The sequence below is a fragment of the Streptomyces sp. DSM 116793 genome (assembly GCF_057320905.1).
This window is the reverse complement of record NZ_CM170494.1, coordinates 1,690,847-1,705,730: the sequence shown is the minus strand read 5'-3', so window position 1 is coordinate 1,705,730 and position 14,884 is coordinate 1,690,847. Positions and strand designations below refer to the sequence as shown.

General features: G+C 73.7%; 11 protein-coding genes. 5 read left to right on the top strand and 6 right to left on the bottom strand.

Features of this window, described 5'->3' with window-relative positions:
• The first annotated feature begins 572 nt into the window (after positions 1-572).
• Positions 573-1,934 carry a type I glutamate--ammonia ligase gene (gene glnA / locus ACSMXW_RS07125; protein WP_485804625.1) on the top strand — a complete coding sequence of 454 codons (1,362 nt, stop codon included), beginning with the start codon at positions 573-575 and terminating at the stop codon, positions 1,932-1,934.
• Positions 1,935-2,167: 233 nt separating this feature from the next.
• Here the strand turns inward: glnA and ACSMXW_RS07120 are convergent, their stop codons facing one another.
• A complete protein-coding gene (locus ACSMXW_RS07120; protein WP_485804624.1) occupies positions 2,168-5,161 on the bottom strand; it encodes a bifunctional [glutamine synthetase] adenylyltransferase/[glutamine synthetase]-adenylyl-L-tyrosine phosphorylase in 2,994 nt (997 codons plus the stop codon).
• Positions 5,162-5,395: 234 nt separating this feature from the next.
• On the opposite strand from ACSMXW_RS07120, the gene ACSMXW_RS07115 reads away from it, so the two are divergent.
• Positions 5,396-5,947, top strand: a complete 552-nt coding sequence (locus ACSMXW_RS07115) for a pyridoxamine 5'-phosphate oxidase family protein (protein WP_485804623.1) — start codon at positions 5,396-5,398, stop codon at positions 5,945-5,947.
• A gap of 62 nt (positions 5,948-6,009) precedes the next feature.
• Here the strand turns inward: ACSMXW_RS07115 and ACSMXW_RS07110 are convergent, their stop codons facing one another.
• From ACSMXW_RS07110 to ACSMXW_RS07095, 4 genes are all read right to left on the bottom strand, one after another.
• A complete protein-coding gene (locus ACSMXW_RS07110; RefSeq protein WP_485807865.1) occupies positions 6,010-7,008 on the bottom strand; it encodes an ABC transporter substrate-binding protein in 999 nt (332 codons plus the stop codon).
• Positions 7,009-7,153: 145 nt separating this feature from the next.
• On the bottom strand, positions 7,154-7,960 hold the full coding sequence (locus ACSMXW_RS07105) for an ABC transporter ATP-binding protein (protein WP_485804622.1): 807 nt from the start codon (positions 7,958-7,960) through the stop codon (positions 7,154-7,156).
• A 26-nt stretch (positions 7,961-7,986) separates the two neighbouring features.
• Positions 7,987-9,078 (bottom strand): FecCD family ABC transporter permease, encoded by a 1,092-nt coding sequence (locus tag ACSMXW_RS07100; RefSeq protein ID WP_485804621.1) that lies wholly within the window; start codon positions 9,076-9,078, stop codon positions 7,987-7,989.
• Positions 9,075-10,076: a FecCD family ABC transporter permease gene (locus ACSMXW_RS07095; protein WP_485804620.1), complete on the bottom strand. Its 1,002-nt coding sequence runs from the start codon at positions 10,074-10,076 to the stop codon at positions 9,075-9,077. Before ACSMXW_RS07095 ends, ACSMXW_RS07100 begins: the two co-directional genes overlap by 4 nt.
• Positions 10,077-10,345: 269 nt before the next feature.
• Here ACSMXW_RS07095 and ACSMXW_RS07090 point away from each other — a divergent pair, with 269 nt between their 5' ends.
• The 3 genes from ACSMXW_RS07090 to ACSMXW_RS07080 are packed head-to-tail and all read left to right on the top strand — an operon-like array spanning position 10,346 to position 13,736.
• A complete protein-coding gene (locus ACSMXW_RS07090) occupies positions 10,346-11,233 on the top strand; it encodes an alkaline phosphatase family protein (protein ID WP_485804619.1) in 888 nt (295 codons plus the stop codon).
• A gap of 2 nt (positions 11,234-11,235) precedes the next feature.
• Positions 11,236-12,708, top strand: a complete 1,473-nt coding sequence (locus tag ACSMXW_RS07085; protein ID WP_485804618.1) for an MFS transporter — start codon at positions 11,236-11,238, stop codon at positions 12,706-12,708.
• Positions 12,705-13,736 (top strand): TolB family protein, encoded by a 1,032-nt coding sequence (locus ACSMXW_RS07080; RefSeq protein ID WP_485804617.1) that lies wholly within the window; start codon positions 12,705-12,707, stop codon positions 13,734-13,736. Before ACSMXW_RS07085 ends, ACSMXW_RS07080 begins: the two co-directional genes overlap by 4 nt.
• Positions 13,737-13,907: 171 nt before the next feature.
• On the opposite strand, the gene ACSMXW_RS07075 is transcribed toward ACSMXW_RS07080, so the two are convergent.
• Entirely contained in the window at positions 13,908-14,837 is a 930-nt protein-coding gene (locus ACSMXW_RS07075) for a MurR/RpiR family transcriptional regulator (protein WP_485804616.1), read from the bottom strand.
• Positions 14,838-14,884 lie beyond the last annotated feature (47 nt).

Genomic DNA, 14,884 nt, shown 5'->3' with positions numbered 1-14,884 from the left:
ATCAATCGGGCCTGTCCGGTGACGGAACCAAGCCGGTCCGGCGCCTGAGGACGAGCGCGAAACGCGACGGACGAACCGTCCGGCGTCCGAGGACGAGCCCGCAGGGCGATCACGGCGCCGCGGCCAACAGCCCGCGGACGTTCCGGAACGTCACTCCTTCCGCACCCGCGGTGAGTGCCGGGCGCGCGGCCCGAGCACGGGCGATGCTCCTGCTCTTGGCGGAACCCACGCCGTGGTGTGTCCTTCATACGTAAGGGAGAGGCGCCGTACGGGCACTCGTACGGGTGAGGCCGGCGGGTGCACCGGGCCGGCGGCCCGCCGGAAATCCCGGCTCGATCAAGAACGCCGGAGTGCCCCACAATGAAGGCAGGGGCAGGACACGACGCGGACGGGAGAGCGGCCGGTGCGGCGCGAGCCGGATTGACACGAACCGACAGGAAGCAGACACAGCACGTTCAGGTGAACGCCTGCAATGTGCCCGAAACGGCGTGGTGGGATGCTCAAGCGCATCGATGTTCCCCATGGCGTCGTTGTACGCGGGCCTGACCAGCAAGGATGGGTGGAAGTCGACTATGGATAAGCAGCAGGAATTCGTGCTCCGGACCTTGGAGGAGCGCGACATCCGGTTCGTACGCCTGTGGTTCACGGATGTTCTGGGCTTCCTCAAGTCTGTCGCGGTCGCGCCCGCCGAGCTGGAACAGGCCTTCGACGAGGGCATCGGCTTCGACGGCTCGGCGATCGAGGGCTTCGCCCGGGTCTACGAGTCCGACATGATCGCCAAGCCGGATCCGGCGACCTTCCAGGTGCTGCCCTGGCGGGCGGAGGCCCCCGGCACCGCCCGGATGTTCTGCGACATCCTCATGCCGGACCGCTCCCCCTCCTTCGCCGACCCGCGCTATGTGCTGAAGCGTGCCCTCGCAAAGACCTCCGACCTCGGGTTCACCTTCTACACCCACCCCGAGATCGAGTTCTTCCTGCTGAAGGACAAGCCGGTGGACGGCTCCCGGCCCACGCCCGCCGACTCCTCCGGCTACTTCGACCACACCCCGCAGAACGTCGGCATGGACTTCCGCCGCCAGGCGATCACCATGCTGGAGTCCATGGGCATCTCGGTGGAGTTCTCCCACCACGAGGGCGCCCCCGGCCAGCAGGAGATCGACCTGCGCTACGCCGACGCGCTCTCCACCGCCGACAACATCATGACGTTCCGCCTGGTCATGAAGCAGGTCGCACTGGAGCAGGGGGTGCAGGCGACCTTCATGCCGAAGCCGTTCTCGGAGTACCCGGGCTCCGGTATGCACACCCACCTCTCCCTCTTCGAGGGCGACCGCAACGCGTTCTACGAGTCCGGCGCCGAGTACCAGCTCTCCAAGGTCGGCCGCTCCTTCATCGCGGGCCTGCTGCGGCACGCCGCGGAGGTGTCCGCGGTCACCAACCAGTGGGTCAACTCCTACAAGCGCATCTGGGGCGGTGCGGAGCGGCCCGCGGGCGCGGGCGGCGAGGCGCCGTCGTACATCTGCTGGGGCCACAACAACCGCTCGGCGCTCATCCGGGTGCCGATGTACAAGCCCGGCAAGACCGGCTCGGCCCGTGTCGAGGTCCGCTCGCTGGACAGCGGCTGCAACCCCTACCTCTCGTACGCGCTGCTGCTCGCCGCGGGCCTGAAGGGGATCGAGGAGAACTACGAGCTCGGCCCCGGCGCCGACGACGACGTCTGGGCGCTCACCGACGCGGAGCGGCGCGCCATGGGCATCGAGCCGCTGCCGCAGAACCTCGGCGAGGCGATCGCCCTCATGGAGCACAGCGAACTGGTCGCCGAGACGCTCGGCGAGCACGTCTTCGGCTTCTTCCTCCGGAACAAGAAGCAGGAGTGGGAGGAGTACCGCTCCGAGGTCACCGCGTTCGAGCTGCGCAAGAGCCTGCCGGTGCTGTGAGGTCGGCGCGTCGCGCCCCGACAGGGGCGCGGGGAGCGGCGTGCGTAACCGGGGTGCGCCTGCGGCGGGCCACCGGGCCCAGCCCGTTGCGGTGGTCTGCCTGACCACTGGCCGGTGGGGGCTGGTCGCGCAGTTCCCCGCGCCCCTGATATCGGCGCGGAGCGCCGACATCAGGGGCCAGGGCCGGCGGGCCGAACCCCCTCGCCCAGGTGGTCCGGGAGGGGCCAGCGGGTCTACGGCTCGTAGAAGCGGTGTTCCACCACGCCGCGTGCCCGGCGTGTCGTGCGGCGGTAGTCCTCCAGCATGTCGCCGACGTGCCCGGGGCCGTACCCGAGGTACCGTGCGACCGCGCCCAGCTCCCGTGCCTCCGTGGGGAAGGTGTCCCCGGCCCGTCCGCGGACCAGCATCACCGCGTTGCGGACCCGGGTCGCCAGCACCCAGGCCTCGTCCAGTATCGACGCGTCCCGCTCGGGCAGCAGCCCCGCCTCGCGCGCCGCGGCGAGGGCCTGCCGGGTCCGGGTCGTCCTGAGTCCCGACTCCGTGCCGCCGTGCCGCATCTGCAGCAGCTGCACCGTCCACTCGACGTCCGACAGGCCGCCCCGCCCGAGCTTGGTGTGCAGTGCGGGGTCCGCACCGCGCGGCAGCCGCTCGGACTCCATGCGTGCCTTGAGCCGCCGGATCTCCCGCACCGCGTCCTCGCCGAGCCCCGCCGCCGGGTACCGCAGCGGGTCCGCGAGGCGCAGGAACCGGCGCGCCAGGTCCTCGTCGCCCGCCACGTAGTCCGCCCGCAGCAGCGCCTGTGCCTCCCACCCCAGCGACCACCGGCGGTAGTACGCCTCGTATGACTTGAGGGTGCGCACCAGCGGCCCGGACTTGCCCTCGGGACGCAGGCCGGTGTCGATCAGCAGCGGCGGGTCGGCGCTCGGCCGCTGCAGCAGCCTGCGCATCTCCTCGACGACGGTGTGCGCGGCCCGCGCCGCCTCGTGCTCGCCGACGCCCTCCCGGGGCTCGTGCACGAAGAGCACGTCCGCGTCGGAGCCGTAGCCCAGCTCATGGCCGCCGAAGCGGCCCATGCCGATCACCGCGAACCGGGTCGGCAACTCGTCGCCCCACCCGTCGCGCACCACCGCGCGCAACGTCCCGGCCAGGGTGGCCGACGTGAGGTCGGAGATGGCGTCGCCGACCATGTCCACCAGCGCCCCGGGGTCGCTCCCGGCGGGCCGCTCCTCGGTGCCGTAGGAATTGATGAGGTCCGCCGCCGAGGTGCGGAACAGCTCACGGCGGCGCACGGCGCGTGCGACGGTCACCGCCTGCTCGGCGCCCTCGGCGCGGCCCACCGCCGCCAGGATCTCCTGCTCCAGCTGGGACCGGCCGCGGGGTTCGAGGCCGCGCGGGCCGCCGAGCAGGGCGACCGCCTCGGGGGCCCGCATCAGCAGGTCGGGCGCGAGCCGGCCGGCGGAGAGCACCCGGGCCAGGTTCTCGGCGGCCGCGCCCTCGTCCCGCAGCAGCCGCAGGTACCAGGGGGTCCTGCCGAGCGCGTCGGAGACCTTCCGGAAGTTCAGCAGGCCGGCGTCCGGGTCGGCGGAGTCCGCGAACCACCCGAGCAGCACCGGCAGCAGCGTGCGCTGGATGGCCGCCTTGCGGGTCACACCGGAGGCCAGCGCCTCCAGGTGCCGCAGCGCCGCGCCCGGGTCGGCGTAACCGAGGGCGACGAGCCGTTCCCGGGCCGCGCCGGTGCTCAGCCGGGCCTCGCCGGGCGCGAGCTGGGCGACCGCGTCCAGCAGCGGCCGGTAGAAGAGCTTCTCGTGCAGGCGGCGGACGACGGAGGTGTGGCGGCGCCACGCCCGCAGCAGCTCGGTGATCGGCTCGGTGCGCATGCCCAGCGAGCGGCCGATGCGCCGCAGGTCGGCCTCGTCCTCGGGCACCAGGTGGGTGCGGCGCAGCCGGTACAGCTGGATGCGGTGCTCCAGGGAGCGCAGGAAGCGGTAGGCGTCGTCGAGCTGCACGCCGTCGACCCGGCCGACGTAGCCGCCGGCGGCCAGCGCCTTGAGCGCGTCCAGGGTGGTGGCGCTGCGCACCGTCGCGTCGGCGCGGCCGTGCACGAGCTGGAGGAGCTGCACGGCGAACTCGACGTCCCTGAGGCCCCCGGGCCCGAGCTTCAGCTCCCGCTCGACCTCCCCCGCCGGGATGTTCTCGACGATCCTGCGGCGCATCTTCTGCACGTCGGCGACGAAGTTCTCCCGCTCGGCCGCGCCCCAGACCAGCGGTGCGAGGGCCGCCGTGTACGCGGCGCCCAGCTCCGGGTCGCCGGCGACCGGGCGGGCCTTCAGCAGCGCCTGGAACTCCCAGGTCTTCGCCCAGCGCTGGTAGTAGGCGACATGGCTGGCGAGGGTGCGCACCAGCGGGCCGTTGCGGCCCTCCGGGCGCAGGTTGGCGTCCACCGGCCAGATCGAGCCCTCGATCGTCGTCTCGGAGCAGAGCCGCATCAGCAGGGCGGCCAGCCGCGTGGCGGCCTGCACCGCCTTGTCCTCGTCGGCGCCGTCCACGGGTTCCCCGACGAAGACCACGTCCACGTCCGAGACGTAGTTCAGCTCGTGGCCGCCGCACTTGCCCAGGGCGATCACCGCGAGCCGGCACAGGGCGGCGTCGTCCGGCAGCCGCTCGGCCGCCATGGCGAGGGCGGCCCGCAGCGTGGCCGTGGCGAGGTCGGCCAGCTCGGCCGCGGTCTCGGCGACATCGGTGGTGCCGCAGACGTCGCGGGCCGCGATGGACAGCAGGCAGCGCCGGTAGGCGACGCGCAGCGCGACCGGGTCGGCGGCCGCCGCCAGGCCACGTTCGAACTCCGCGAGGCCCGGGTGCAGGTCCTCCTGCTCGTAGGTGGCGAGCACCCGCCAGTCGCCCGGGTGCCTGGCCAGGTGGTCGCCCAGCGCCTCGGACGCGCCGAGCACGCCGAGCAGCCGGTCGCGCAGCGGCTTCGCGGCGGCCAGGGTGCCCAGCAGCTCACGGCGGGCCGCCTCGTCCGGCTGCGCCTCGGCCAGCCGGCCGAGGCCGCGCAGCGCCAGGTCGGGGTCGGCGGCGCCGCCGAGGGAGTCCAGCAGGACCGGGTCGGTGCGCACCACGGCGAGCGGGCCGGACGCCAGCAGGCGCTCGGCGGCGGACGGGTCGGTGAAGCCGAGCCGGAGCAGTCGCGTGAACGTGCTGCTCCTGCGCCCTTGCGGCACCGTCATGGTCGCCGCCCTCCTGTTCCGATCAAGGTCGATGGTCCACGAGCCTACGACGAGAGCGAGGCATTCCGCCCCGCGCGGGTGCCGCCTTTACCAGGCACAAACCATGTTTTCCGGGCACTATCGAAGAGGTGCCCGAACGGCCCGTGCCAGGGCGGGGCGACCGGGGCCGATGAGCCCGCCCCGTGCACGGAGTCTGCCCCTCGACACCCCCGTACGTCACGAGGAGGACCGGACATGTCGGACCCAGCACTGCACACCGCCCCCGGCCGGGCCCGCGCCACCGCCGCGCCCGCCACCGCGTTCGATGCCCGCTACAGCAGCCCGGGCACGGGCCCCGTCTCCTGGGACGAGGCCCGGCGGCGGCTGGAGCAGGCCGAGCTCTTCTGGCTGTCGAGCGTGCGCCCCGACGGCCGCCCGCACGCCACCCCGCTGCTGGCCCTCTGGCACGACGGCGCGCTGTACTTCTCCACCGGCGTCGAGGAGCGCAAGGCCCGCAACCTCGCGGAGAACCCCCAGGTGGTGCTCACCTGCGGCACGCCCACCTGGAACAAGGGCTTCGACGTCGCCGTGGAGGGGGAGGCGGTGCGGGTGGCGGACACCGCCCTGCTGCGCACCCTCGCCGCCGCCTGGGAGGACAAGTACGGCCCCGACTGGAGCTTCGAGGTGCGCGACGACGGCACCTTCCAGGGCCGGGAGGGTGCCGCGCTGGTCTTCGCGGTCGAGCCTCGCACGGTCTTCGGCTTCGGCAAGGGTCCGTTCACCCAGACCCGGTGGCGCTTCACCTGAGCCGCCGCCCGCACGCCGGCCGTCCGTGCCCGGGGCGCGCCGGCCGTGCGGGGCCCGGGGCGTCAGGTGAGGTCCGCCCGCAGGTCCTTGAGGACGGAGTTCGCGGCCGTGACGCCGAGCCCCAGGTACCAGGTCTCGTCGGGGACGTTCCTGGCGTGGCCGGCCTTGACCGCGCGGAGCTTCTTCCACAGGGCGCCGCCCTGGGTCTGAGCCTGGCTGGTCTGGTCGGCGGGGCCGTAGACACCGGTGAAGATCCAGTCGGCGTCCGCTTCGTCGATGCGCTCGGGGCTGATCTCGGTGGCGAGTTCGTCGATGTCCTGGTTCTTGGGGCGCGGCAGGCCGACGTCCTTGAGGATGACGCCGATGAACGACTGGTTGCCGTAGAGCCGGATGCGGTCGGGCATGAACCGCAGCATGGTGATGGTCGGCAGGGTGCCGTTCTTGCTGTGCTTCCTGATGTCGGCCCCGAGCTGCTTCGCGCTCGCCTCGTACGCCGCCAGCTTCTTCCTGGCCTCGGCGGTCTTGTCCAGGGCGGCCGCGTTCAGCAGGTAGTTCTCCTTCCACGTGTAGCCGGGGCGCACGGAGAACACGGTCGGGGCGATCTTCGAGAGGGTCTTGTAGGAGTTGCCGGCCCGCAGTTTGCTGCCCAGGATCAGGTCCGGGTGCAGCTTGGCGATCGCCTCCATGTTCAGGCTGTTGATCGTGCCGACGCTCGCCGGGTGGCCCGCGTCCGCCTTGAGGTACGACGGCATCCTGGCGGAGCCCTCGGAGTACGCGACGCCCACGGGCTTCACCCCGAGGGAGACGACGTTGTCGAGCTCTCCCACGTCGAGCACGACCACCCGCTTGGGCCGGGACTTCAGCACCGTGGTGCCCATGGCCTGCTTGATGGTGCGGGGGAACTGGCCCGGCTTGGCGGTGGTCCCGAAGCTCCTGCTCTGCGCGCCCGCCTCCCCGAAGCCCTTGCTGCCCGTGGCCACGCTCTTGTCGCCGGCGCCCTCGTCCGAGGAACTGCTGCCGCCGGACGAGTCGCACGCGGCGAGCGTCAGGACGGAGAGCATCGCGACGCAGGCGGCGCCGACGGCGGTGGCTCGATGGGGACTGCGGTGCTTCACGGGGTACTCCCACGGGGGTCGTGCGGGCCTCGCGACCGGCCGTGCGCGGTCGCCGGGGCTGCGATGCTGCCGAGGCTTTGGTTAGGCTTACCTAATTCGCTTCTGGCTCATTAAAGCGGGGCATCCCCGGCACCACAAGAGGGGTCCCCGTCACCGGGTCCGGGATCACCACCGACTCGAGGCCGAACACCTCACGCACGAGCTCCGCGGTCACCACCTCGCCCGGGGAGCCCTCCGAGACGATCCGCCCCTCCTTCATCACCACCAGGTGGTCGCCGTAGCGTGCCGCCTGGTTGAGGTCGTGCAGCACCGCGACGGTGGTCTGGCCGCGCTCCCGGTTCAACTCCCGTATCAGGTCCAGCACTTCCACCTGGTGTGCGATGTCGAGGTAGGTCGTCGGCTCGTCGAGCAGCAGCAGGTCCGTGCCCTGGGCCAGCGCCATCGCGATCCAGACCCGCTGGCGCTGGCCGCCGGACAACTCGTCCACCGTGCGCTCGGCGAGCTCCGCGACCCCCGTGCGCCGCATCGCCTCGCTCACCGCCGCCTCGTCGGACTCCGACCACTGCCGCCACCACCGCTGGTGCGGCTGCCGACCGCGGGAGACCAGGTCGGCCACCGTGATCCCGTCCGGTGCCGTGGGCGTCTGCGGCAGCAGGCCGAGCGTGCGCGCGACCTCACGGGTCGGGGTGCGGTGCAGGTCCGCGCCGTCGAGCAGGACCGCACCCGAGGCCGGGCGCAACAGCCGCCCCAGCGCCCGCAGCAGGGTCGACTTGCCGCAGGCGTTGGGCCCCACCACCACGGTGACGCGGCCGTCGGGGACCGCCAGGTCGAGGCCCTCCACCACCGTCCGCTGCTCATACGCCAACGTCACGCCGCGCGCCGTCAGGCGTGTGCCCATCTCGCTCCTCCTCACCCGGCCGGCGTTCATCCGCGCCGCCCGCGGGACCGGACCAGCAGCCACATCAGATAGGGGGCGCCGATGAACGCCGTGACCACACCCACCGGCAGTTCCGTGGGGGAGAGCGCCTTGCGGGCCACCAGGTCGGCGACCACCACGAGCAGCGCCCCGCCGAGCCCGGACAGCGTCAGTGGTGTCCTGGGCGTCCTGGCCAGCCGCAGCACCACCTGCGGTGCCGCCAGCGCAACGAAGTCCACCGGGCCCGCGGCGGCCACCGCCACCGACGCGAGCACGACCCCCACCGTGGCGAGTCCGAGCCTCGACCGCCCCAGCCTGACGCCGAGCGCGACCGCGGTGTCGTCGTCGAAGCCGACCGTGCGCTGCGCCCGGGAGGCCCAGGCCAGCGCCGGCAGCGCCACCCCCAGGGTGACGGCCACCGGCAGCGCCCCGCTCCAGTCGGCCCCGTTCAGGCTGCCCGTCATCCAGATCTTGGCCTGCTCCGCCTGGAAGGCGTCCCCCTTGGTGAGGAAGAGCTGCGTGAGCGAGCTGAACGCCACGCTGATGCCGATGCCGATCAGCACGAAGCGCTGCGCGTGCAGACCGCGCCGCCAGGCGAGCACATAGACCAGCGCGGCCGTGCACAGACCGCCCCCGGTGGCGGCGGCGGACGCCTGCTCGGTCGAGTCGACCACCCCGTACGCGAGCAGGCCCACGGTCACCGCGGAGGCACCATGGCTGATCCCGATCACATCGGGGCTGGCCAGGGGGTTGCGCGCAACGGACTGGATCAGCGCGCCCGCGAGCCCGAGTGCGCAGCCGACGAGCAGGCCGGTGACCACTCTGGGCAGCCGCAGCACCGTGATCGTGAAGGCGTCCGGGTCCGGGGCGCCGAAGAGCGCCCGCACCACCCGGGCCGGTGAGTCCGTGGTCTCGCCCAGGCAGAGCGAGGCGAGCACGGCCGCCGCGAGCAGCACGGTCAGCACGGCGACCAGCACCATGGACCGGCGGTGCGCCAGGAACGAGTACCGGCCGCGCCGGGTCAGGGCGTACCCGGCGGGGCGTACGGGCACGTGGGGGCGGTCGGTCCGCGCCGTGCGGCGCCCGGTCGACAGGCTCACGCGGACACCACCGCCCGGCGGCGCACCAGCGCGATCAGGACCGGGACCCCGACGAGGGCGGTCATCACTCCGGCCGGTACCTCGGCGGGCGGGAAGATCACCCGCCCGAGCACATCGGCGAGCAGCAGCAGCGAGGGGCCGAGGAGCATCGACAGGGCGAGCACCCACCGGTGTCCGGTGCCGACGAGACGCCGTGCGGCGTGCGGTACGGCCAGGCCGACGAACGCGATCGGTCCTGCGGCGGCGACCGCGGCCCCCGTGAGGACGGTCGCGCCCAGCGCGGCCACCGCGCGGACCGCCCCCGTCCGCCGCCCCAGCGAACGGGCCGCGTCCTCGCCGAGCGCCAGCGCGTCGAGGCCGCCGGCGACGGAGAACACGAGCACCGCCCCCACCAGCAGGAACGGCAGCAGCTCCCAGGCCACCGGGCCCGAGGCGCTGCCGATGCCGCCCACCTGCCAGAAGCGGAACCGGTCGAGCGTGGCGGAGTCGGTGGTGAGCACGCCCGTCACCGCGGACGCGATGAACGCGGAGAACGCCGCGCCCGCGAGCGCCAGCTTCACCGGTGTGTTCGAGTTCGGTCCGCGGCCTGCCATCGCGTACACCAGCGCCGCCGCCGCGAGCGCGCCCGTGAAGCCGAACCAGACGTAGCCGTCGAGCGTGCCCACCCCGAAGACGGAGATCGCGATCACGACGCCGGCCGCCGCCCCCTGGCTGACGCCGAGGATGCCGGGCTCCGCGATCGGGTTGCGGGTGATGCCCTGCATCACCGTCCCGGCCATGCCCAGAGCGGCCCCCACACAGAGCCCGACGGCCGTACGCGGCACCCGCAGCGACCGGACCGTGAGGGCGGCGTAGGAGTTCCCGCCGTGCAGCAGCGCGTCGATCACCTTGCCGGGAGGGATGGCGCGGCTGCCGACCGCCAGGCTCAACAGGGTGGCGCACAGCACCAGCGCGAACGCCGCGAACAGCCAGAGGACGCGGCGGCGCACAGCGGACATACGGGTTCCTCCACTCGCGGGCAGGTAAAGCTAACCTAATCCCTCCGCCGCGCGGGGCCCCGACCGCCCCCGGCCAGGCGGGACGGCGGCCCACCCCGGCCGGGACCGGGGCCGCCGGCGGCCGCCGCCTCCCGGGCCCGGGCGGGCCCCGTTCCGTTCTCGGAAATGTTCACCCGATCTTCATGCCGGCTGCGGGATCGTGTACGGCACGAGCATCTTGGCGTGAGCATGCTCTCCAGGCCTCATCCGACTCCCACCGGAGGTCCATCGTGTCCGGCAGAAACGTCTTCCGCCGCGGTCGTCTCGCCCTCGTCTCCGCCCTGGCCCTCACCGCAGGCGCCCTGGGGCTGTGGACGGGGCTCGGCCAGCCGTCCACGGCGCAGGCCGCCGCCGGGGTGCCCACCCCGGACCACGTCGTCGTCGCGGTCTTCGAGAACCACGCGTACGGCCAGGTCATCGGGGCGTCCAGCGCGCCGTACATCAACTCGCTGGCGAAGGGCGGCGCCAACCTCACCCAGATGCACGCCGAGACCCACCCGAGCCAGCCCAACTACATGGCGATGTTCTCCGGCGCCACGCAGGGCATCACCAGCGACGCCTGCTACACGCCCGGCTTCAGCAGCGCGCCCAACCTGGCCTCGCAGCTCATCGCCGCCGGCAAGAGCTGGGGCAGCTACAACGAGTCGCTGCCCAGCCAGGGCTCCACGACCTGCAGCAGCGGCGACTACGCCCGCAAGCACAACCCGTGGTTCGGCTTCAGCAACGTCCCGACGTCGTCCGCGAAGACGTTCGCCCAGTTCCCGAGCGACTTCACGCAGCTGCCGCAGGTGTCGTTCGTGGTGCCGAACCTCTGCAGCGACATGCACGACTGCTCGGTGGCCACCGGCGACACCTGGCTGAAGAACCACCTGGGCGCCTACGCGACCTGGGCCAAGACCCACAACAGCCTGCTCGTGGTGACCTTCGACGAGGACAACTCGCTGAGCGGCAACCGCATAGCGACCGTCCTCTACGGGCAGCAGGTGACGCCCGGCGCCACCTCGTCGACCACGTACAACCACTACGACCTGCTGCGCACGCTCGAGGACATGCACGGCCTCGGGCACGCCGGCAACGCCGCGTCGGGTACGGACATCACCGGCGTCTGGGCGTCCTGACCGTGTACGTCGCGGACAGTCGCGCCACCGGTGGCGCCCCGTCCGCGGACCGCGCCGCCCGGGCCCCGTACCGGCCCGGGCGGCGCCGTGCCGCGGTCGCCCCCACCGTGCTGGCGCTCGGCACGGTCAGCCTGATCACCGATGTCTCCTCCGAGATGGTCACCGCGATCCTGCCGCTGTACCTGGTCGTGGGGCTCGGCCTCTCCCCGCTGGGCTTCGGCCTGCTCGACGGCGTCTACAACGGCGTCTCGGCGCTGGTGCGGCTGGTCGGCGGGCACCTGGCGGACCGCGGGCGGGGCGGCCACAAGGCCGTCGCCGTGGTGGGCTACGGCCTGTCGGCGGTGTGCAAGCCGCTGCTGCTCCTCGCGCACACGCTCCCGCTGATCGGTGCCGTGCTCGCCGTCGACCGCACCGGCAAGGGCCTGCGCACCGCGCCGCGCGACGCGCTGATCTCACTCTCCAGCGAGCCCGGCGCACAGGGCCGCGCCTTCGGGGTGCACCGCGCCATGGACACCGCGGGCGCCCTGCTCGGCCCGCTCGCCGCCTTCGTCGTCCTGCGGGCGACGGTGGACGGCTACGACGCGGTGTTCACGGTGAGCTTCTGCGTCGCCGTGGTGGGCGTGCTGGTGCTGGTGCTCTTCGTGCCGGGGAGGTCCGTGCCGGCGAGGTCCGGACCGGGTGGGTCCGTGCCGGGCAGGTCAGTGCCGGGTGGGGCGGCGGGGCCGGTGGGCCGTGCGCGCCAGGCTCCGGTGGACGTCGGCCCGGCCTCCGCGGACGACGGCGTCCGTCCCGCTCCGGCGGGCGGCGCCGCGGGCGGTGGGGGCCGCGCGGAGGATGGCGCGCGCCCCACGCTGTCGGCCGCGCTGGCGCTGCTGCGGCAGCCGGAGATCCGGCGGATCGCGCTGTGCGCGCTGCTGCTGGGGCTCGCGACCGTCAGCGACTCGTTCGTCTACCTGCTGTTGCAGCGCAGGCTCGGCGTGCCCGACCGGTGGTTCGCTCTGCTGCCGCTCGGCACGGCGGCCGCGTTCCTGCTGCTGGCCGTGCCGCTCGGGCGGCTCGCGGACCGGATCGGGCGGCGCCGGGTGTTCCTGGCCGGGCACGGTGCCCTGCTCGGCGCGTACGGGCTGCTGCTGTCGGGCTGGCACGGCACGGTGCTGCCGTACGCGGTCCTGCTGCTGCACGGCACGTTCTACGCCGCCACGGACGGGGTGCTGATGGCCGCCGCGTCCGAGAGTGTGCCGGCCGCGCTGCGCTCGTCCGGCCTCGCCCTGGTGCAGACGGGCCAGGCGTTCGCCCGGTTCGTCTGCTCGCTCGCCTTCGGGGCCGCCTGGACGGTCTGGGGCGAGGGCACCGCGCTGGGCGCGTCCGCCGTCCTGCTCGCCTGCTGTCTGGCGGCCGCCGGCTGGGCGCTGCGCCGGCCGCCCGCCGCCGTCCCGCCCGTCCGGCCCGCCACGTCCGAGGAGACCCCCGTATGACCACCCGGGCCCGTGTGCTCGTCCTCGCCTGCGCGATCGTCCTGCTCGCGGCCGTCGCCACCGCCTCCGTGCTGCACGCCGCGGCCCGCTCCGACCGCAGGGACCGGGCCCGGCCGGGCGGTCCCGCCGTCACCGCGGGCCGGGTCGGTCTCGCCGACGGGGGCGGGGGCCGGATCGTGTTCCGGAACATGGCGTGGGGGCCGCACCGCGACGAGCTGAGCAGCGTGCCCGCCGGGCGGCCGGGCGGCGCGCGCACCGCCTCGGGCGTGCGGTGCCTGCGCTTCCACGCGGCCGGGGGCACCGGTATCTGCCTGCAGGCGGTGCACGGCGCCGTCCAGGACACCTACCGGGCCGTGGTGCTCGACGCACGGCTGCACGAGACGGCGCACTACGCGCTTTTGGGCGTTCCGTCCCGGGCGCGGGTCTCGCCCAGCGGGCGGTTCGCCTCCTGGACGGTCTTCGTGGGCGGCGACTCCTATGCGACCAGCACCTTCTCCACCCGGGCGGCGATCCTCGACACCCGCACCGGGCGGCTGATGCCGTCGCTGGAGGCGTTCCGGGTGCTCAAGGACGGACACGAGTACCACGCCGCCGACGTCAACTTCTGGGGCGTCACGTTCGCCGCGGACGACCGGCACTTCTACGCCACGCTGGCCACGAAGGGGAGTACGTACCTGGTCCGCGGGGACCTGCGGGCGCGGACGATGACGACGGTGCGCAGCAACGTGGAGTGCCCCTCGCTGTCGCCGGACGGGACGCGGATCGCGTTCAAGAAGCGGGTGAAGGGGCTGCCCGCGGACGCGCCGTGGCGGTTGTACGTGCTGGACCTGCGGACCGGGCGCGAGAGGCCGCTCGCCGAGGCTCGCAGCGTCGACGATCAGGCGCTCTGGGCGGACGACCGCACCGTCGCCTATGCCCTGCCGGGCGACTACGGCGCCGACCTGTACACGGTCCCCGCGGACGGCACCGGCACCCCGCGCCCCCTCCTGTCGGCGGCGCTGTCCCCGGTCTACCTGGGCACACCATGACCACTGTCCGGCGGTGCCGTCCCGGCCGTCACCCGCGGTGGGCTGGGCACCGCCGGTCACGCTGTGTGTGGCTGCCCGCCGCGGCGGCGGGTCGGGGGAGGCCCGGGGGGCGCCCAGCCCTGGTGCCCCTCGCCGGCGACGTCGGCGAGGAGGCTCGCGGGGGCGGGGCCGTCAGGGGCCCGAGGGGCGGCGGGTGCGGTCCTGTACCGTGCCGTACGTTTTCTTCAGCGCCGTCGTCGTCGCGTCGAAGGACCGCTGGGCGACGCCCACGAAGAGGCAGTCGATGACGGCGAGCTGCGCTATGCGGCTCACCGTCGCGCCGGACCGGAACGGCGTCTCCCGGGCACACGTGGTCAGCACGAAGTCCGCGCTCTCCGCGAGCGCGGACTGCGGAAAGTTCGTGACGGCGATCGTCGTGGCGTGCCGTTCCCCGGCGGCCTGGAGCGGCTCGACCGTGTCCTCCGTCTCCCCGGAGTGCGAGATCGCGAGGGCCACGTCCCCGGGTCCGAGCAGCGCCGCCGCGGTCAGGGCCGCGTGCCTGTCGGTCCAGATGAAGGCCAGGCGCCCGATCCTGTGCAGCTTCTGGTGCAGGTCCTGCCCGACGAACCCGCTGGCGCCGACGCCGAAGATGTCCACCCGCCGGGCCCCGGCGACCGCGTCGACGGCGTGGCGCAGCGCCTCGACGTCCAGCTCGGCCCCGGACTCCTCCAGGGCCCGGACCTCGTTGTAGATGATCTTCCCGACGATCTGGTCCAGCGTGTCGGTGGCGCTGATGTCGGTGACCGGCGCCGACCGCTCCCCGCCCAGCGCGTCCTCCCGGGCGGCCGCCGCCGCCAGCGCCAGGCGCAGCTGCGGATAGTTGCCGAGTCCGATCGTCCGGCAGAACCTCAGCACGGTGGCCGCCGAGGTGCTCGCCCGCTCGCCGAGCGCCCCGATGGACAGCTCGGCGGCCTGCGCCGGATCGGCCAGGACCGCGTCCGCCACCCGCCGCTCCGAGGGAGCCAGCGACGGCCGCGCCGCCCGGACGCGCGCCAGGACGTCGGCGGGGGCGGCGCCCTCCGCCGGCTGCGCCGGTGCCCGGCGTGAGACCTCGCGGGCCATGGATCGGATCCCTCCCGAGCTCCCGAGTGGAGGGCCTCACAGTAGCG

What these genes read in the sequence shown, in the direction of transcription:
- ACSMXW_RS07095 (WP_485804620.1), bottom strand. Translation starts at nt 10,076, where the DNA reads ATGTCCGCTGTGCGCCGCCGCGTCCTCTGGCTGTTCGCGGCGTTCGCG.
- ACSMXW_RS07105 (WP_485804622.1), bottom strand. Translation starts at nt 7,960, where the DNA reads ATGGGCACACGCCTGACGGCGCGCGGCGTGACGTTGGCGTATGAGCAG.
- ACSMXW_RS07080 (WP_485804617.1), top strand. Translation starts at nt 12,705, where the DNA reads ATGACCACCCGGGCCCGTGTGCTCGTCCTCGCCTGCGCGATCGTCCTG.
- ACSMXW_RS07120 (WP_485804624.1), bottom strand. Translation starts at nt 5,161, where the DNA reads ATGACGGTGCCGCAAGGGCGCAGGAGCAGCACGTTCACGCGACTGCTC.
- ACSMXW_RS07075 (WP_485804616.1), bottom strand. Translation starts at nt 14,837, where the DNA reads ATGGCCCGCGAGGTCTCACGCCGGGCACCGGCGCAGCCGGCGGAGGGC.
- ACSMXW_RS07115 (WP_485804623.1), top strand. Translation starts at nt 5,396, where the DNA reads ATGTCGGACCCAGCACTGCACACCGCCCCCGGCCGGGCCCGCGCCACC.
- glnA (WP_485804625.1), top strand. Translation starts at nt 573, where the DNA reads ATGGATAAGCAGCAGGAATTCGTGCTCCGGACCTTGGAGGAGCGCGAC.
- ACSMXW_RS07110 (WP_485807865.1), bottom strand. Translation starts at nt 7,008, where the DNA reads ATGCTCTCCGTCCTGACGCTCGCCGCGTGCGACTCGTCCGGCGGCAGC.